This is a genomic window from Lactobacillus sp. ESL0260, from assembly GCF_003692935.1.
GTDB lineage: Bacteria > Bacillota > Bacilli > Lactobacillales > Lactobacillaceae > Lactobacillus > Lactobacillus melliventris.
On sequence record NZ_REHO01000013.1, the window covers coordinates 1 to 18,523 of the forward strand.

An 18,523-nucleotide genomic window follows, 5' to 3' on the forward strand; every position below is an offset into this window, starting at 1 on the left:
CTCGACTTGCATGTATTAGGCACGCCGCCAGCGTTCGTCCTGAGCCAGGATCAAACTCTCATTTTTTAAATGTTTGTTTGAATGTTTGCTCATTCGTTCCAAGATTCGCATCTCGGATTTATTTGCTTGCGAAATTGACTTCGCTCTTTTGTTTTGGGTTCTTTAAACCCGCACATTTTTGCGAAAACATTGTTCAGTTTTCAAGGTACTACCTGCTGCTTTAAAACAGCTTTTTTATTTTGCCAGATTCTTTTGCTTTTGTCAAGCACTTTTTTCTGACTTGTTTTCACCGTCTTACCGGACAGCGTTTATTATCTTACTAAAACAATTGTCTTTTGTCAACTGCTTTTGCTTGATTTTTTTAACCCTGTCTTCGTGCTCTTGCCTTGCGGCTCATTGCCCGACGACAGTTATTAATACTAGCAAGTATTTTTCTTTTTTGCAAGTCTTTTTTGCAAAAAATTATTATTACCAGTAAAACACTAGCAAAAGGGGCTTATTCAGTCCGTCTTATTGTTTGCTCTATATGTGTTAGTAACAAATGAATACTTTGATAAACATCCCTAATATCATGCCTGCATTCGTCAACAACCCAATTGAATATAATAGCGTATATTCCGTTTGCTACCAGTTCAACTTTACGCACCGAAAATGGTCCTCTAGGTCGCATATAATTCTCTATGGCTAAAGCATATTCTTTTCTTAACACGCGATAAAATAATGGCGGATCCTTGGCAATTCTATGCAAATTGCCATAAAAAGTCTTATTTTCTTTAATTTTTTTCAACATGCGATAAAACATTCGATCCATTGATTCATTGCCCACACTGCGTAAGGCTCGTCTGGTTTGCAAAGTTAAGACTGAAGTAAATAAATCACAAATATTACTGTATCTTCTATAAAAAGCGCCACGGTTAATGTCTAATTTCTGACAAAATTTAGTAACAGTATACTTTTCCACGCTGTATCTTGATAGCTCAAAAACAAGAACTTCCTCAGTTTTTGTCAATTTCATTTTCATCGCTCCTACTTATGGTGCCATAAGTATAGCAATAATGGTTATGACAAGCAATACTTTCTTTGAAAATAATGGCGTTATTTTTAAAGACTAACAGTATTATTAAAACAAAATACATTCTTTGTATTTTGCAAAGCAAAATAAAACGACTAATTTGGATTAAAACCAGAAATTAGTCGTTTGCATCAATCATTTGAATCAAACTAAATGTAGTTTATTTTTAGAATTAAGATTAATTGTTACGCTTCATTTTTCTTTGGCGCTTTGCCTTACGAATTTTACTACGTTGCTCAATTTTATTCTTTTGCGCTTTATCTAGTTGGATAGCACGCTTAATCTTTTTCTTATAGCCAGGCTTACGTTTCTTTTGGGCTTTCTTCACCAAGCCACGCATCTTATTATCAAGACTTTGAGAAGACGACTGCCTTGTTTTACGGCTATGATAATGTTTACGTGCTACTATAGCCCCATTTTTTAATTCCACAAAATCGAAATGGACTCCCATATTTTCTAATTTAAAAATCTGATCCATTTCTTCTTCACGAATTAGAGTAATAGCATGGCCACTCATACCGTTGCGACCGGTTCGACCAATACGATGAATTACGAATTCTAATTCACGCGGAATTTCATAGTTAATGACTAGACTGACGCCTGCAATATCAATCCCCCGCGCGGCCAAGTCAGTGGCTACGACATATTGAAATTGTCCAGCTTCTACTTCTCTCATGGTTCTTTTTCGTTCACGTTCAGTAATGCCGCCATGAATTTTAGCAACTCTTAACCCTTGTTTAATAAGAAACTCAGTTAATTCATCTACCGTTTGCTTGGTATTAGCAAAAATAAGTGCTAAATAAGGCTGACCAATTGTTAGTAACTGATATAGTATTTTCTTTCGATTTTTAGATCCGACATCAAGTAAATCATTTTTTACTGTTGGCGAAATAACCGTGGGATTATCTACAATAATAGTTTCCGGTTTAGCCATATACTTGCGTAAAAAATTAGCTAGTTTAACAGGAATGGTGGCAGAAAAAGCTGTGAAAACACAATTTTGAGGTAATCTCTGCGCAATAAAATCAATTTCACCCAAGAAACCCATATCCAAAGTCATGTCAGCTTCATCAACGACAAAATTTGTGACATAGTCTAATGGTAAAATCTTTTTGGCAACAAAATCATGAAGCCTACCAGGAGTAGCTATGATAATTTGTGGTTTGTGCCTACCTATTTTTTCAAGTTGGCGTTCCCGATCAGTGCCTCCTGCCAATTGGGCAATCGAAATATTTAATCCGGCAGCATCCCTTAATTGACGAGTCACTTGATATAATTGCTGAGCAAGTTCTCTGCTAGGAGTAGTCAAAATTGCTTGTGGATACGGCAGTTTTTCATTGATTTCATTCATTACAGGGATTAAAAAGGCATGAGTTTTACCTGATCCCGTAACTGCCTGTACTACAGCATTTTTGTGTGCCAGTAAAACAGGTATTACTTTTTCCTGCACCTCAGTCGGTTTAACAAAGTTTATTTTTTTCAGACCTTGTCTTAGTGCTGGACTTAACTTTTCGTTTTCAAAAATGTTATTCATGTTCCTCTTGATATTCCTTGGTTACTTGAACTAATTCCGCAAATATTTGCTTCACTTCAGCTATATCTTTAGCATTAGCTCCACTTGCCAATGCGTGGCCACCACCATCATGTTTGGCTGCCAGTTCATTGATTACTGGGCCCTTTGAACGATAATGAACTCGATAAGTGCCGTCGGGCTTTTCCACAAAAACATTCCAGGCAATGATATCCTTAATTCTTCCAGGAGTAGAAACCGTGCATGAAGCTTGTTCCGAATTTACACCTAATTTATGCAGAGTATCTTGGGATAAAATCGCATAGGCCGCACCACAGGAATCAACTTTCATATATTCCAAAACTACGGCCTGTAATTTTGCCTGTTCAAAGGTAACGTCACTAATGTTGCGAGCAATTTCATTAATATTAATTCCAGTTGCTGCCAGTTTAGCAGCTATTTTAAAAGTGTGATCCGTTGTTTCAGGATACATAAATCTGCCTGTATCACCAACAATACCAGCATAAAGCGGATAAGCCACTTCCGCAGTCAGCGGCATTTTTTCAGTAATAATGAAATCAGCAATGATTTGTGACGCAGCAGGTGCATGATCATCAACATAACTCATATCTGCATATGGTTCAACATCCGGATGATGGTCAATTTTAATCAGAAAATCACCCTTATTATATAATTTGTTAGAAATGCGGGCGGTATTTCCTGTGTCAGTGGTAATTACCAAGGCTCCTTGATAATCCTTTTCTGTCACCTGATCCATCTGGTTGATCCACGCGAGATCACCCTCATCATTTTCTCCAGCACATAGGATCTTCTTACTTGGAAACTGCAGCTTTAAAGAACGCGCAAGTCCAGCCTGAGAGCCCAGTGCATCAGGGTCAGGACTGGTATGACGATGCAATATAATCGTGTCATATTGCGTAATTTTTCGGTATATTTCGGTAAAAGTACTCATACCTATTCTCCTTCTTAATTTTAGCGGTTTTACTTTAACAAAATTTTTTCTTATTGAGAAAATAATTCTAAATCCATGTTTTCATAATCAGCCTCTGTAAAATCTGTAGCTGTTACCCCCAAAAGCCTGATGCCATCATTTAAAAACGAGCTGGAAATGGGCTCAAAAAGATCTTTAGCTGCGTCATATAATTCTAATGGATTATTAGTAGCATGTTCAAGCTTGCGCCTTTTCGTAACAGTTTTAAAATTACTATTGCGAATTTTTAAGACAACCGTATTGGCATAAAAATTGCGTTCAATTAACTTGTCAGCTAAATCATTAACATAGTTGCGCAGATTTGTTAGAGCGGTCTGTTCATTGTATACACTGGGTTCATACGAGCGTTCAATCCCAATAGACTTGCGATTACGCTCATCATCAGGAATTACCCGCGACAAATCAATGCCATTTGCATGTTCCGCCATTAAATAACCCATGCGGTTGAAATGTTTTATTAAATCACGAACGTGCATTTTTTGCAACCCACGTCCCGTGTAGACACCCATTTCAGCTAACTTAGCTTGCGTCTTAGGCCCAATACCATGAAACTGAGCAATTTTTTGTACGGCTAAAAATTCTTTAGCTTCTTGGGGCAAAATAATAGTTCGACCAAAAGGCTTCGAATATTCGGAACCCATTTTTGCTAAAAATTTGTTATAGGTCACGCCGAAAGAACAATTTAAACCTATTTCTTTTTTTATTTTTACCTGCAGATCAATCGCGATTTGCAAAGCAGAAGTTAATCCCAGCTTATTTTCAGTAACATCTAAATATGCTTCATCCAGTGCAATAGACTGAACTTTGTCAGTAATTTCATGCATCAACTGATGAATTTCAGCAGAAACACTATGATACTTTTTAAAATCAGGGCTCTTAAATACCAGTTTATCCGGCGGTATGAGCTTTAAAGCCTTAATTGATGGCATAGCTGAATGGACGCCATACTGGCGAGCAATATAATTTGCCGTAGCAACAACGCCGTGGCCATGATAATTTCTGGGATCTTGACCAATTACCAGCGCCTTATCTTTTAGTTCAGGATGATCATGTGTTTCAACTGCAGCATAGAAAGCATCCATATCAAGGTGAATAATCTTTCTGTGAGTGTCATTTTGTGGTAAAAGACCGTCATCAAAGTTACTCATAAATCCAGCGCTCGGTAGCTGATTCGAAAATTTTATTTGCTGATTTTGGACCCATTCTGTACGGCAAGTATTGTTCTGGCTCTTGACCATTTTCATTTTCTTTTTGCCATGTTTCTTCTACATGGTCAATAAATTTCCAATAATTCTTTAATTCACTCCAATGAGTAAAGTTGGTTGAATCATTAACAAAAACATCATGCAGTAAACGCTCATAGCCATCTGGTACCTGTTTTTGGTCTTCACTTGTAAAGCCGTAGCTTAGATTTTCCCTGCGAATTCCGGGTTCATTAATTTTTTTACCATTAATAGTAATAAAAATTTGCATCTGTGGATCTATTATAATTGATATGTTGTTTGAATGAGCTTTACCGTATTGATTAGACATGTGTTTTAAAACAATATCAATCCTGTTTTTCTTTTCCCGCATTTCTTTGCCGGTTCTAAAATAAATTGGCAAATCAGCAAGAGGACCCTTTTTAAATTTAACCTCTCCAGCAACGAAAGTTTCTGTATTTGAATCGGCAGCAACGTTTGGTTCTTGCCGATACCCAAAGGTAACATCACTACCCAAATATTGCCCCCGCACAAAATGACGCGCAATCTCGTCTTCTGTCGGAATTACCATACTGTCTAAAAGTTTTTGCTTAGCCTCGTGAATACTTTGCGAGGTCAAATCCTTTGGCTCCGGCATTGCTAGAAGGGTAATAATCTGAAAAATATGATTTTGCACCATATCACGTAAAGCGCCTGAAGTTTCATAATAGCCACCACGAGCCTCGACTCCCAGCTGTTCTGCTAAAGTGACCTGAACATTTTTGATATTCTGATTATTCCATATATTTTTAATTAAAGGATTAGTTAATCTCATAGGCAGAATGTTCTGAATCATTTCTTTACCTAAATAATGATCAATCCTAAAAATATCATCTTCAGCAAAGGAAGCAGTAATCTGCTGGTTTAATTCTTCTGCACTCGCCAAGTCTCTTCCAAAGGGTTTTTCAACAACAATACGTTTAAAGCCGGTACTGGTCAAATGCTGATCTTTAATATGTTCAGCGATTGTGCCAAAGAACTTGGGAGCCATTGCCATATAAAAGATACGATTTCCCTGCGCACTATAACGATCATCTAATTCTTGTGCCAAATTCTTCAGAGTTTCATAGTGTTCAATGTTGGTTACATCGTGTGACTGATAATAAAAATGACTGGCAAAAGCAACTAGATCATTTTCGTTTACTTCAGCATGCGTTTCGTGCACAGCATCGCATATTTGCTGGCGTAAAAAATCATGTGACCATGGTCGCCGAGCCGTTGCAATTACGGCAAAATTATCGTGAATTAGGCCCTGTTCATATAAATTAAAAAGTGCAGGATACAGCTTTCTATGCGCTAAATCACCACTACCACCAAAGATAATCATAATTACTGGAATGTTATTCATGAAAAAATCCTTTCTCATACCATTTTACACTAACATCATTTTATACTATTTTGCCGTTAAACTCGCGCCTTGAGCAATATTTACTTTTTAAGCTAAATAAATTTTACTAACAAAAAAGTGCCCCTAAGGCACTTAAGATTGTTTTAATTTTCTTTTGATCCATCAGCTGGAGTTTCATCAGCTGCATCAGCTGGTTTGGCTGCAGCTGGCTTTTCTGCAGGAGCAGCAGGTTTTTGCTCTTCTTTTGAAGCTTGAGCAGGTTCACTTTCTGCTGGCTTTTCAGCGTCATCAGAAGTTGATGGTGTTGGTGCAGGCTCAGCACTTGCCGTATTAGCTGGTAAAATTTGTTGTACAGCCATTCGACTAAATGTTAAGTAAATGCCATCAGCATCCAGCACAACCGTTTTATCCTTAGTATTTACTGAATCGATTTTGCCATGAAGACCATCAATCATAATGACATTGTCACCTTTTTTCAATTGGTTCATCATTTCCATTTTCTTTTGTTGTTGCTTTTTTTGTGGCTTAATCATGATAAAGTACATAAAAGCAATCAAAACTACAAAAACTATGATTGTCCACATACTACTACCTGCACCATTTGCTTGTGCTAAAAATAAATTATTCACTTTTACACTCCTCAAATTAAAATTAATTATTGTCTAAATTTTTATTATACAGAAAATAACGAACAATTGCATTACTTGTTTGGCAGCGGCAGGCCTAAATGAACATAAGCCTTCTCTGTCACCATTCTGCCTCTGGGTGTCATTAATAAAAACCCGTTTTGCATTAAATATGGTTCATAAAGGGATTCAATTGTCTCCACGTCTTCACCAGTGTTAGCCGCTAATGTTCTAATTCCTACTGGTCCACCATGGTAATTTTCAATAATTACTTGTAAAATTTTGCGATCTGTTTGATTTAGTCCTTCTTCATCAACCTGCAATTGTTGAAGAGAACTTGCTGTGGTTGCAAAAGAAATTACTTTTTCTCCTTTCACCTGGGCAAAATCCCTTACTCGTCTTAATAGCCGATTAGCTACTCTGGGAGTTCCCCGTGATCTGCGAGCTAATTCGTGTGCTGCCTGGGGTTCAATTTCAATATTGAAAACTTTGCTGGAACGAGAAATTATTTTTTCAAGTTCTTCAACCTTATAATATTGCAAATGCTCAACTATACCAAAGCGGTCACGTAAGGGAGCTGACAGCTGGCCAGCCAAAGTAGTAGCACCAACAAGCGTGAATGGGGGCAAGGGAACGTGAACGGCGTGAGTAGTTTGGCCTTCTCCAATTACAATATCAACATAATAATCTTCCATCGCTGAGTACAGGACTTCTTCAATAGGCTTGGCAAGACGATGAATTTCATCTATAAATAAAATATCTCCAGGATCGAGATCAGTTAAAAGGGCAACCAAATCGCCCGCTTTTTCTATCGCTGGGCCACTTGTACTTTTTAAATGCACACCAAGTTCGTTAGCTATCACAAAAGCTAATGTCGTTTTACCCAGTCCAGGAGGGCCATACAATAACACATGGTCTAGAGCCTCATCCCTTTTTTGGGCAGCCTTAATATAAACTGCCATTTCTTTTTTAACGCGTTTTTGACCCAGGTACTCATTTAATGACTGGGGTCGTAAAGAAAACTCAGCTTGTTCTTCTTCTTGGCCTTGAACCTTTCCAGAAACAATATTATTTTTATCTTCTGTCACCTGTTTCACTTCCCTTTTAAATGTCATTTTCATTATAACAAGATTTACTTCTTTAAGAGAAGTGCCAATCCCTTTTTAATATATTGATCCGCAGTTGTTTTTTCCTCTGCAATTAAAACTGGTGTAATTCTATCTACTTCTTTTTTGGTATATCCTAACGCTAATAATGCTAATAATGCATCATTTAATTCAGGCGATACTTCTGCCGAAGCCGCCTTATTTGCGTTCTTAACAAAGCTGCCTAATTTACCTTTTAAATCCAACACAATTTGTGAAGCAGTCTTTTTACCAACGCCTGGAAAGCGGGTTAAATATTTTACTTCACCCTCTTCAATGGCTTTTGCTAATGAATTACTATCTTCAGCCGCCATGATGGCTAAAGCAGACTTGGGACCAATACCGCTTACACTTAGGAGCTTTAAAAACAGTCCCTTGTCATCCTCAGTCTGAAAGCCATATAAAGTGATACCGGTATCCCGCACAATTTGTTCAATAAAAACGCGCGCCTTTTGTCCTTCTTGATAGGCATAAGGTGTGGGACTAAAAACCTTATAGCCAATTCCATTCACATCAACTACTACAAAATCAGGTTTGATTGTGACAATAACACCCTGAAAGTATTCATACATATCTTATTTATTCCTCTTAAACATTTTGCGTAAATCACTTTGTCTGATGCGCACAATCACCAAATTGCCCTTAGCGTCATGATAAGGATCAGCAATTTGCCGCAGATCAGTCAAAATTGCACCACAATCAGCAGTTGTCAATTTTTTACGCCCCGAAACTTCTCGTTGAGCTTGATCGGCCGCTATTCTTTTAATTAAATTTTGAGAATTACTTTGATCAACATTTAAAAACAAGTCTAAAATCTTGCGAATAGAATGCTCAATATTTTGTTTCAACCAGGTGGGATATGATCTTAAAATAAAGGTATCTTGACCAAAATCTTCTAAAAAAATCCCGATTTTTCTGATATCTGCCATTTTTTCTTTTATTTGTAAAAAATCCAGATTGCCAAAATCCAAAATTAAAGGACTCAGTAACCCCTGCTGACTGATTTTAGAGTTAGATAATTCATGGATAATTTTTTGAAAAGCTAGCAACCTTCTTGCTGCAACCTGATCAATTAAGTATAGATCATCATTATTAGCAGCAATAATAAAGATTGGGGTTTGACCAACAAAACTTAACTCGGGTAAGCTTGCTGCTAACACTTCATCACCGCTTGAAATAATCTCATTATTAGTATTTTTACTAGTAAAGGGTGTTAAACTGCATTGCTTGACAACATTATCATCCCATGTCGCAGTTATGAGATAATGTTCATCGTCTCGCGGAATATCCAAATTCACATACTGTGAATGCTGAATGTGCTTAATTTCTGCTGGAGGCTGTTCATTAATTTCCGCAATTCCTGCATTTGGCCTTTTCGTTTCTACCACATTTTTATTTAAATTAAACTTAAGTTGATCAACCAGTGTATCTTCTTTAGTTGAATTTAAATTACTCAATGCATCAGATTTCACGTCATTTTTCAGAAGCACACTACTAATAGCACTGGTAATCAAGCGACTCAATTCTGTTTCTTTAGATAAGCGAACCTCCCGCTTTGTGGGGTGAACGTTAACGTCAACCAATAAAGGATCTGTCTTTATTTTGATGACTGCAATAGGGTAATGTTTGTCAGTAAGATTATTACCATAACCAGCCATCACTGCACTTGCCAACTTAAAATTTCTAATGTAACGGCCATTAAGCAAAATAGAAATAAAATTACGAGTAGACCGCGTGAGTTCTGGCTTGGAAATTAAACCACTGACTTCAAAATCATTATCACTACCTTTAAAAGGCAACATTCGTTCAGCAATATTGCGGCCATATACACTTGATACCGTTTGGCGTAAATTATTATTACCAGCAGTTCTAAGCAGAATCCTTCCTTCGTTCATTAGAGTGAAGGCAATTTCTGGGTATCCTAATGCAAGGCGATTAACTATATCTACTGTTTTCATAATCTCAGTCCTGGGACTGCGCAAATATTTTAACCGTGCCGGGGTATTATAGAACAAATCTTTGACAGTAATCTGAGTACCTTGTCTTGCTGCAGCATCTTCCTGCATTTTTTTAACACCAGCAGAAAATTCAGCACGCGTTCCTATTGCTCCAGAAGAATTAGTCAAAATTTCAACATGACTAACTGCAGCAATCGAGGCTAAAGCTTCTCCTCTAAAACCTAAGGTATTGACATTAAACAAATCATGTTCACTTTTTATTTTGCTGGTCGCATGTCTGGTAAAAGCCAGATCAATCTGATTACTAGGGATTCCAGAGCCGTTATCTTGAACTACAATCTGTTTCAAACCGGCATCAATAAAATCTATTCTAATCCTGCTACTACCGGCATCAATCGCATTCTCGACCAACTCTTTGACCACACTTGCCGGCCTTTCAATTACCTCTCCAGCTGCAATCTGATTAGACAGATTAACTGAAAGCTCATGTATTTGTGCCATGATTAGTTTTCATCCTTTAAATCTTCTTGCCAATTTTCCACCAGCTGCATCACTTGCAGCGGCGTTTGATCTGCCAAATAAAGATTAGAAATTTCATCTAGGATATCTTTTTCTTTGTCAGTCAATTCAGTTGCAGAATCTGACTCTGCACCAACTGGTAGTTCCTCGGCCGGCTCATTACTTGAGCTAAATAAATCAAGTTGTGTTGAAGCCGGTCCCAAATTACTACCTTGAGCTTCAAGTCTTTTAAGCAGCTTAGTAGCTTGGCGTAAAACCTTTCTCGGTAAACCAGCAAGTTGCGCAACATGGATGCCATAACTTTGATCTGCAGGTCCTGGTAAAATTTTATGGAGAAAAATCAGCTTGCCGTTTTCTTCAGTTGCTCCTACATGAATATTTTTCAAATGAGGTAAGGTCTGTTCCAAGGCTGTTAACTCGTGAAAGTGTGTAGCAAATAAAACTTTGGCTCCAACTTCATCATGTAAATACTGCACAATAGCACCAGCCAGTGCCATACCATCGTAAGTGGCTGTTCCCCGACCGATTTCATCAAATAAAACTAAGCTCCGTTTAGTGGCATGTTGTAAAGCATCATTTGCTTCAGTCATTTCGACCATAAACGTGCTTTGACCAGAAATCAGATCATCAGCTGCACCAATACGAGTAAAAATTTGGTCAAAAATCGGCAAATCTGCACTATCGGCTGGTACAAATGATCCTATTTGAGCCATTACCGCAATAAGAGCCATCTGCCTCATGTATGTACTTTTACCTGACATATTAGGACCTGTTATCAGAAAGATATCAGTATCTTCTGTTAACTTAACATCGTTTGGAATAAAGGAACCAGCTTTCATCACCTGTTCAACTACTGGGTGACGTCCTAATACTACCTTGACATCTTGATTATCGGTATGAAAATGAGGTCTGCAATAATTATTGTCTTCAGCCACCTGAGCAAAAGAGCAAAAGACATCAAGTTGAGCTACTTGTCCAGCCAACTTTTGTAATGCTGGAATATATTTTTTGACTTCTTCTCTTAATTTAACAAACAAATCGTATTCTAAATCTGTTGATTTGGTTTGTGCTTCTAAAATAAGATTTTCATGTTCTTTAAGTTCTGGGGTAATATAACGCTCTGCATTGGTCAAAGTTTGCTTACGCGTATACCGGTCAAGCGGAACCTTACTCTTATTTGAATTTGTAACTTGAATATAGTAACCAAAGACCTTGTTATAACCAACTTTTAAATTATCAATACCCGTTTGAGCACGTTCATTCTGCTCCATTCCAGTCAGCCACTTTTTACCATTATTCATAGCATCCCGATAACGATCTAATTGACTATCAACACCATCCTTGATTAATCCTCCTTCGGTAGTCAGAACTGGAGGCTGATCAACAATAGTATCCGTAATCAATTTAGCAATTCCTTTTAAAGGATCAATTTGACTGGCAAAATTTTGCAAATTTTTATTTTCAGCCTTTTGCATTGCTGTCAAAATTGTTGGTACGGCATTAAGAGAATGAGCCAACTGTAATAACTCTCTGGCATTGACATTACCAAAAGCAATTCGCCCCGTTAAGCGTTCTAAGTCATAAACTCCCTTGAGAGCGTCATTAATATTTTCCCGCGTAAAGTACTCATCAATTAACGCCTGTACCATCTCTTGGCGCCTGTTTAACTGTTCAACGGATAATAATGGCCGAGCAAGCCATTGTTTTAACAAGCGTCCACCCATTGCGGTATGTGTTTTATCAAGCACCCAAAAAAGTGAACCCATCTTCTTACCCGTTTTTGCAGATGCGGTCAATTCTAAATTATCCCGCACGGTATGCGACATTTGTAAATATTGATTGACTTCATAGCTTTTAGCGACTTGTAAATGCGCTAAACTACGACGCTGAGTTTGTAATAAATATCCCACCAGCTGTTTTACAGCAGCTTTTTCAGCAGAGTTTGTCAGATCCTGTTCAGCAAAGGAAATCTCCGCATGTTTGCCAGTTAACTCTACCGGCTCTGATACAGTAATATTTGCTTTATGAAAAAAGTCATTATCCTGATCATTTAAATGACCATTGAAAACAACTTCCCGTGTGCGTAATGATAATAATTCATTTGAAACAGCTGCAAAGCTCTTCAAATGAGTGGCATAAATTTCACCAGTCGATAAATCGCTGTATGCCAATCCAAAACAACTTTTGGTAGTTACAACAGAGGTAAGATAATTCGATTCCTTGGCTTCACTGGGTTTGTCATTCATCAAGGTTCCGGGAGTCACAAGTTGGATAATACCACGTTTAACCATTCCTTTGGCCTTTTTCGGATCTTCAAGTTGTTCGCATAAAGCTACTTTATAACCCTTTTCAACCAGTGTATCTACATAAGATTGCACTGCCACGTGAGGTACTCCTGCCATAGGAACAGGGTTTTCGGCTTTGTTGGACCTGTGAGTCAAGGTTAATTCCAAAATTTGGGCACCCTTGATTGCATCGTCTTCAAATAATTCGTAAAAATCTCCCACCCGATAAAAAAGAAAGGCATCGGGATATTGCTTTTTAATTTGGTGATATTGCTCCATCATCGGAGTCAGGTTTGTTTGCGCCATTATTCTCCTTCTTTTCTGCATTACTGTTATTATTATACGCTAAACTATTCATTAAAAGAAAAAAGACCGCAAGTAAAACGATCTCTTCCCACAATATGTTTTTTAGCTGCAATTATTGCTTTTGCATATAAATAAATCCAAATTTAGGCAATATGTCCTTCAATACTTGCCAAATCTTTCTTGCCATCCATCTTCACAATTGCACTAATGGCAGCCGTAATACCTTTTACATCATCTGCTAAGCTCAGACAAGGAGTTTCTGGTTTAGCAACAACTTGTTCTGGTAAATACGGAATGTGCATAAAGCCAGCTTTTAAGTCATGAAATTCTTTATCAATCATATACTGCACTTGATACATAATGTGGTTGCAGACAAATGTACCTGCCGTCGTAGAAACTGAACTTGGAAGTCCAGCTTCCCTAATTGCCCGTGCCATTGCCTTAACAGGCAGTTGCGTGAAATATGCATTTTGACCGTCTGCCTGAATAGGTGTAGCAAGTGGTTGGTATCCTTTATTATCGGCAATGCGACCATCATCAAAATTAATTGCCACTCGTTCGGGAGTTAGACCATAGCGACCACCGGCTTGTCCAATATTTAACACATAGTCAGGTTTTTCCTTCAGAATAGCTTCATGAACCACATCGGCACAATGACCGAAAACAGTTGGTATTTCCAGTTTTACGATTTGTGCTCCAGCAATTTCTTCATCCAGTCGTTTAACTGCTTCAATTGCAGGATTAATTTTATCTTCACCAAATGGATCAAAACCTGTTACAAGAATTTTCATTATATTTCTCCTTACTATCTTAGAATGCCAAAAAATACATTAGCATAATTTGAATAAGCAACATGCTGATTGCGATCGGAAATTGTTGTTTAATTACGCCTAGTTGATCTTTCATTTCCATAAGAGCAACGGGCAGGGTATTAAAGTTTGCTGCCATTGGTGTTAACAGTGTACCGCAATAACCTGAAGTCATCCCTAAAGCTGCAACTACAACCGGTGAACCTCCTTGTGCCACAACAAAAGGGATGCCAATTCCAGCAGTAATAACTGCAAAGGCCGCAAACGCATTACCCATGATGGCTGTAAACAAAGCCATGGCAACACAATAGAGTGTAACTCCCAATAAATGGTTTCCAATAGGAAAAAGTCCAGAAATAGCCTTAGCAGTAACTTGTCCCACACCTGAAGCTGTAAATACCACACCCAGAGTAGCAAGCAGCTGTGGTAAGATTCCCGCTGACCCTACCGAACGCACCATTCTCTGAGTATCCTCATACACAACTTTCACATTTGCTTTTGTCAGAATTTGTGCGCAAATAAGTGAAACAATTGCTGCCACACCTATACCTACTTGACCACCCAGATTAGTAAATTGGGCTATTAATAAAGCTAAAACTGCTAGCAAGATACTTGGCAAAAAGATCCAGTTGCCAATGCGTTCAACCGTTTGTTGAGCAACTTTTTCATCCAAATCTTTTATGTGACCTACGCGAACCTGTTTAAACAGAGATAATAAAGCAATAATTATTATAATTGCACCGTTAATTGCATTCGAAAGCCATTGCCCACAACAGAATAGTATTGCAAACAAAAACCAGAAAAGCCCGGTACCCCAACGCACAGGATTTGATTGATCACGCCAAGACTCAATTGCTGCAGCCAAGAAAAACAGCCCGATTAAGATATAGAACGCTAATAAAATATTATTGATTAAAGTATCCATTATTTCTCCTACTTCTCTTGCTGTTTGAGTAATTTTTGGTCAAACACATGATTGTAACCCACACATAAAATATAACTGATGATTGCAACTGGAAAAGTGTATAGAACTATGCCACTAGGATCAACTGGGTGACCCAGTGATTTCATAGTACTTGCAATAAGTAGAACGCTTGAAGAAGCTACGAATAAATTTTGGGCAAAGAAATTACCAAAATTTTCTGTTGCAGCCGCCCTACCCTTAATTTGGTCAACTTCTAAAGAGGTCAATTCGCTATTAACCTTACCGGCCGCTTGTGCCATTGGATTAATCAAAGGAGCAATAAACTGGACGTGTCCTTGTAATGAAATGCCGAAAGCACCAGCAATTTCACGAATGGCTTGGTAAATATCGAAAATACGACCTGGCGTCAATTTTTTCATTTTTTTAATCAAATTAACAGCAGCTTGCTTTAAGCCATGTCTTTCCAAAATGCCAATTGTTGGTAAAGTCAGAAAAAACAGGGAAACCATGCGATTATCCATAAATCCTTTACCCAAAATTGTCAAAAACGAGACAAAATCAATTCCTGAAACTAAGGCTGTAATTAAAGCAGCAATAATAACCACGGCTATGGTATCAAGTCCCAGCGCAAAGCCAATCACTATGACTACGATACCTAGTAAACTTAAATATTCCACTAATATTCCTTCCTAATGTAAAGGCAGTATTTATTTATCAAATTCTGATAACTTGTATATTAAACAAAAAAATCCTACCAGCAAGCCCCACAGGATTGCTAGTAGGATTTATTAATTAACTAATAAAAACTAAATTACATCATACCTGGATTGCCAGCACCTGCATTTGGATCAGCGGCAGGTTTTTCTTCTGGTATTTCGGCAACAACGGCTTCAGTAGTCAATAACAAAGCAGCAATAGAAGCAGCATTTTGCAAAGCAGTACGGGTTACCTTAGTTGGATCGATAATTCCAGCTTCAACCATGTTTTCCCATTTACCGTTGGCTGCATTGTAACCAACTTCATTTTCTTGACCTTCAAGCTTATTCAAGATAACTGAACCATCTTCACCAGCATTTTCAGCAATTTGACGAACTGGAGCAGTCAAAGCTTCTAAGACAATGTTAATACCTGTTTGTTCATCAGCATTGTCACCTTTAAGGTCCTTAACAGCATCCTTAACATCTACTAAAGCAGTACCACCACCAGCAACGTAGCCTTCATCAACAGCAGCACGGGTTGAGTTCAAAGCATCTTCGATGCGGTATCTGCGTTCTTTTAATTCAGTTTCAGTAGCAGCACCGACATGGATAACAGCAACTCCACCAGTTAATTTAGCTAGGCGCTCTTGTAATTTCTTCTTGTCAAAGTCAGAAGTAGTTTCTGCAATTTGCTTTCTGATTGAGTCTTCACGGTCTTTAATTGCTTCATCTGAACCAGAACCATCAACAATAGTAGTTGAGTCCTTAGTTACAGTAATCCGGCGAGCTTGACCTAATTGGTCAATCTTAGTGTCCTTTAATTCAAGACCTAAGTCCTCAGTAATAACTGTACCACCAGTTAAAGCGGCAATATCTTGTAATTGTTCTTTACGACGATCGCCAAAACCAGGAGCTTTAACAGCAACGACATTGAACGTACCACGAATCTTGTTCAAAACTAATGTTGGCAAAGCTTCACCAGACACATCATCGGCTATGATTAAAAGTGATTTACCTTGTTGAACAATTTCTTGTAACAATGGCAAGATGTCTTGAATGTTAGAAATCTTCTTATCAGTAATTAAGATATATGGATTGTCAAGATCAGCTTCCATCTTGTCATTATCAGTTACCATGTATTGTGACAGGTAGCCACGGTCAAATTGCATACCTTCAACTACTGATAATTCAGTTTCGATACCACGTGAGTCTTCAATAGTAATAACACCGTCATTACCAACTTTTTCCATTGCGTCAGCAATTAAATCACCAACTTCTTTTGAAGCTGAAGAAACTGAAGCAACTTGAGCAATTTGGTCTTTTGAAGAAACAGTGTGACTAATCTTGTGTAATTCATTTACTACAGCTTTTGTGGCTTTTTCAATACCGCGACGAACACCAACAGGGTTAGCACCAGCAGTAACATTCTTCATACCTTCACGAATAATTGCTTGGGTTAAAACAACCGCAGTAGTAGTACCATCACCGGCAATATCATTGGTCTTTTGTGCTGCTTCTGCAACTAACTTAGCACCCATATTCTCATAGTGGTCTTTTAATTCAATTGCCTTGGCAATTGTCACACCATCGTTAGTAATGTCTGGGTTGCCGTAAGATTGCTCCAAAACAACGTTTCTACCCTTAGGACCAATAGTAGCCTTAACAGTATCAGCTAATTTGTCAACGCCCTTTAACAGGGAACGTCTTGCTTTTTCTGAAAATTTAATTTCTTTTGCCATATTTTTATACGCTCCTTAATTACTTAACAATTGCTAAAATATCTTTTTCGTGAAGGACTAAATATTTTTGACCATCGTATTTAACATCTGTACCAGAATACTTGTCATATAAAACAACGTCGCCTTCCTTAACAGTCATAGGTATTTTGTTGCCATTTTCAGCAAAGTTACCTTCACCAACAGCAACTACTTCACCTTCTGTCGGCTTTTGTTTAGCATTAGAAGCCAGGACGATTCCGCCTACAGTCTTTTCTTCTTCTTCTTTAACTTTTACGATCACGCGATCACCTATTGGTTGTAACACGTTTGTCCCTCCTAAAATTAAATTTTAATCTCTTTTATGTGCCATTAGCACTCCTATTTGTCAAGTGCTAACTTACATTTATGATAATAACCCCTTTTATGAAAAAATGCAAGAAAAAATTAGCACTTTGAGTAAAAAAGTGCTAATTTGCTTTTTAAAACTATTTTTTCTTATCCGAATCAAGAAAGTAAATAAGTGTCTGCAACTCAGTAGCCAAATCAACGTTTTGAATTCTAATGCCACTTGGTGCAGATAAACGAATTGGGGTGAAATTCATGATTCCCTTAATTCCAGCTTCTACCATATCATCAGCAGTTTTTTGAGCAGCCGCAGATGGCACCGTTAAAATCGCAATAGAAATTTGTTGGTCACTAAGCTGCTTTTTAAGTTCACTCATATCATAGACAGGCACACCGCTTAGAATTCTGCCGGTAATTTTCTCATCAATATCAAAAGCACAAGAAATGCGAATATTATTTGAGCGTTTAAAATTGTAATTTAATAAAGCATGACCCAAGTTACCTACGCCAACCAAAGCAACATTTGTTAAAGTGTCTTGGTTTAAAATCTTTTTAAAAAAAGAAAGTAAACTTTTTACATCGTAGCCATAACCCCTTTTGCCCAAAGCGCCGAAATAAGAAAAATCACGTCTGATTGAAGCACTGTCTACCTGAACAGCTTCAGACAATTCAGTCGAAGAAACTTTTTCTTTGCCAGCCTCATTTAAGATAATAAGATAACGGTAATATAACGGCAACCTTTTAGCCGTTGCCGTTGGTATTTTGATTTTTTCCATTTAAGAAGCCTCCAACTTAATTAAGTAACCATAATTCGTTCTTGTGAATTTCTCAGCAATCAATTCTATTTTACCTATAAATTTACGTCATTTGCAAACATTTTTTTCACAATCTTTTAAATTTTAGCATAATGGTAACAGGCTTGATAATAGAAACTGGTATTTTTATTCATTCACGCTTAAAAAGCTGTATTTTTGCTCTTTTTCTTTCATATATCCGTCAAACTCTC

16 protein-coding genes and 1 rRNA gene are annotated in these 18,523 nt (G+C 37.6%); all 17 read right to left on the bottom strand.

The genetic code is table 11. The annotated features are described in order from the left end of the window. Window positions 1-66, bottom strand: a 16S ribosomal RNA gene (locus tag F5ESL0260_RS06330); the annotation flags it as partial. A 430-nt stretch (window positions 67-496) separates the two neighbouring features. Next, the gene (locus F5ESL0260_RS06335; protein WP_046325242.1) at window positions 497-1,015 is read right to left on the bottom strand and encodes a TetR/AcrR family transcriptional regulator; all 519 of its coding nucleotides are present in this window, start codon (window positions 1,013-1,015) and stop codon (window positions 497-499) included. Between the two features lie 235 nt (window positions 1,016-1,250). Next, on the bottom strand, window positions 1,251-2,606 hold the full coding sequence (locus F5ESL0260_RS06340; RefSeq protein ID WP_122026279.1) for a DEAD/DEAH box helicase: 1,356 nt from the start codon (window positions 2,604-2,606) through the stop codon (window positions 1,251-1,253). Further along, a complete protein-coding gene (locus F5ESL0260_RS06345) occupies window positions 2,599-3,555 on the bottom strand; it encodes a bifunctional oligoribonuclease/PAP phosphatase NrnA (RefSeq protein WP_122026280.1) in 957 nt (318 codons plus the stop codon). Before F5ESL0260_RS06345 ends, F5ESL0260_RS06340 begins: the two co-directional genes overlap by 8 nt. Before the next feature lie 50 nt (window positions 3,556-3,605). Beyond that, window positions 3,606-4,742, bottom strand: coding sequence for a DNA polymerase IV (dinB, locus tag F5ESL0260_RS06350; protein WP_233557721.1), 1,137 nt, complete (start codon window positions 4,740-4,742; stop codon window positions 3,606-3,608). Next, entirely contained in the window at window positions 4,735-6,183 is a 1,449-nt protein-coding gene (gene zwf, locus F5ESL0260_RS06355) for a glucose-6-phosphate dehydrogenase (protein WP_122026282.1), read from the bottom strand. The genes dinB and zwf overlap by 8 nt, the downstream gene beginning before the upstream one ends. A 143-nt stretch (window positions 6,184-6,326) precedes the next feature. Next, window positions 6,327-6,812, bottom strand: coding sequence for a preprotein translocase subunit YajC (gene yajC / locus F5ESL0260_RS06360; protein ID WP_122026283.1), 486 nt, complete (start codon window positions 6,810-6,812; stop codon window positions 6,327-6,329). A gap of 71 nt (window positions 6,813-6,883) precedes the next feature. Next, window positions 6,884-7,924, bottom strand: coding sequence for a Holliday junction branch migration DNA helicase RuvB (gene ruvB, locus F5ESL0260_RS06365; RefSeq protein WP_370448596.1), 1,041 nt, complete (start codon window positions 7,922-7,924; stop codon window positions 6,884-6,886). Window positions 7,925-7,941: 17 nt separating this feature from the next. Continuing rightward, window positions 7,942-8,526, bottom strand: a complete 585-nt coding sequence (gene ruvA, locus F5ESL0260_RS06370) for a Holliday junction branch migration protein RuvA (protein WP_122026285.1) — start codon at window positions 8,524-8,526, stop codon at window positions 7,942-7,944. 3 nt (window positions 8,527-8,529) lie between these two features. Then, window positions 8,530-10,413 (bottom strand): DNA mismatch repair endonuclease MutL, encoded by a 1,884-nt coding sequence (gene mutL, locus F5ESL0260_RS06375; protein WP_122026286.1) that lies wholly within the window; start codon window positions 10,411-10,413, stop codon window positions 8,530-8,532. Between the two features lie 2 nt (window positions 10,414-10,415). Continuing rightward, on the bottom strand, window positions 10,416-12,998 hold the full coding sequence (gene mutS / locus F5ESL0260_RS06380; protein WP_122026706.1) for a DNA mismatch repair protein MutS: 2,583 nt from the start codon (window positions 12,996-12,998) through the stop codon (window positions 10,416-10,418). Window positions 12,999-13,165: 167 nt separating this feature from the next. Continuing rightward, entirely contained in the window at window positions 13,166-13,813 is a 648-nt protein-coding gene (pcp, locus tag F5ESL0260_RS06385; RefSeq protein ID WP_122026287.1) for a pyroglutamyl-peptidase I, read from the bottom strand. A gap of 19 nt (window positions 13,814-13,832) precedes the next feature. Beyond that, window positions 13,833-14,756, bottom strand: coding sequence for a DUF979 domain-containing protein (locus tag F5ESL0260_RS06390; RefSeq protein WP_122026288.1), 924 nt, complete (start codon window positions 14,754-14,756; stop codon window positions 13,833-13,835). 8 nt (window positions 14,757-14,764) lie between these two features. After that, window positions 14,765-15,433, bottom strand: coding sequence for a DUF969 domain-containing protein (locus F5ESL0260_RS06395; protein ID WP_122026289.1), 669 nt, complete (start codon window positions 15,431-15,433; stop codon window positions 14,765-14,767). A gap of 134 nt (window positions 15,434-15,567) precedes the next feature. After that, window positions 15,568-17,193, bottom strand: a complete 1,626-nt coding sequence (gene groL, locus F5ESL0260_RS06400) for a chaperonin GroEL (RefSeq protein ID WP_122026290.1) — start codon at window positions 17,191-17,193, stop codon at window positions 15,568-15,570. A 19-nt stretch (window positions 17,194-17,212) separates the two neighbouring features. Continuing rightward, entirely contained in the window at window positions 17,213-17,497 is a 285-nt protein-coding gene (groES, locus tag F5ESL0260_RS06405; RefSeq protein WP_122026291.1) for a co-chaperone GroES, read from the bottom strand. Window positions 17,498-17,657: 160 nt separating this feature from the next. Continuing rightward, a complete protein-coding gene (locus tag F5ESL0260_RS06410; RefSeq protein WP_046325257.1) occupies window positions 17,658-18,293 on the bottom strand; it encodes a redox-sensing transcriptional repressor Rex in 636 nt (211 codons plus the stop codon). Between the last annotated feature and the right edge of the window lie 230 nt (window positions 18,294-18,523).

What these genes read in the sequence shown, in the direction of transcription:
- ruvA (WP_122026285.1), bottom strand. Translation starts at nt 8,526, where the DNA reads ATGTATGAATACTTTCAGGGTGTTATTGTCACAATCAAACCTGATTTT.
- mutS (WP_122026706.1), bottom strand. Translation starts at nt 12,998, where the DNA reads ATGATGGAGCAATATCACCAAATTAAAAAGCAATATCCCGATGCCTTT.
- groL (WP_122026290.1), bottom strand. Translation starts at nt 17,193, where the DNA reads ATGGCAAAAGAAATTAAATTTTCAGAAAAAGCAAGACGTTCCCTGTTA.
- pcp (WP_122026287.1), bottom strand. Translation starts at nt 13,813, where the DNA reads ATGAAAATTCTTGTAACAGGTTTTGATCCATTTGGTGAAGATAAAATT.
- zwf (WP_122026282.1), bottom strand. Translation starts at nt 6,183, where the DNA reads ATGAATAACATTCCAGTAATTATGATTATCTTTGGTGGTAGTGGTGAT.
- ruvB (WP_370448596.1), bottom strand. Translation starts at nt 7,924, where the DNA reads ATGACATTTAAAAGGGAAGTGAAACAGGTGACAGAAGATAAAAATAAT.
- F5ESL0260_RS06390 (WP_122026288.1), bottom strand. Translation starts at nt 14,756, where the DNA reads ATGGATACTTTAATCAATAATATTTTATTAGCGTTCTATATCTTAATC.
- mutL (WP_122026286.1), bottom strand. Translation starts at nt 10,413, where the DNA reads ATGGCACAAATACATGAGCTTTCAGTTAATCTGTCTAATCAGATTGCA.
- dinB (WP_233557721.1), bottom strand. Translation starts at nt 4,742, where the DNA reads ATGAGTAACTTTGATGACGGTCTTTTACCACAAAATGACACTCACAGA.
- F5ESL0260_RS06345 (WP_122026280.1), bottom strand. Translation starts at nt 3,555, where the DNA reads ATGAGTACTTTTACCGAAATATACCGAAAAATTACGCAATATGACACG.
- F5ESL0260_RS06335 (WP_046325242.1), bottom strand. Translation starts at nt 1,015, where the DNA reads ATGAAATTGACAAAAACTGAGGAAGTTCTTGTTTTTGAGCTATCAAGA.
- F5ESL0260_RS06340 (WP_122026279.1), bottom strand. Translation starts at nt 2,606, where the DNA reads ATGAATAACATTTTTGAAAACGAAAAGTTAAGTCCAGCACTAAGACAA.
- F5ESL0260_RS06410 (WP_046325257.1), bottom strand. Translation starts at nt 18,293, where the DNA reads ATGGAAAAAATCAAAATACCAACGGCAACGGCTAAAAGGTTGCCGTTA.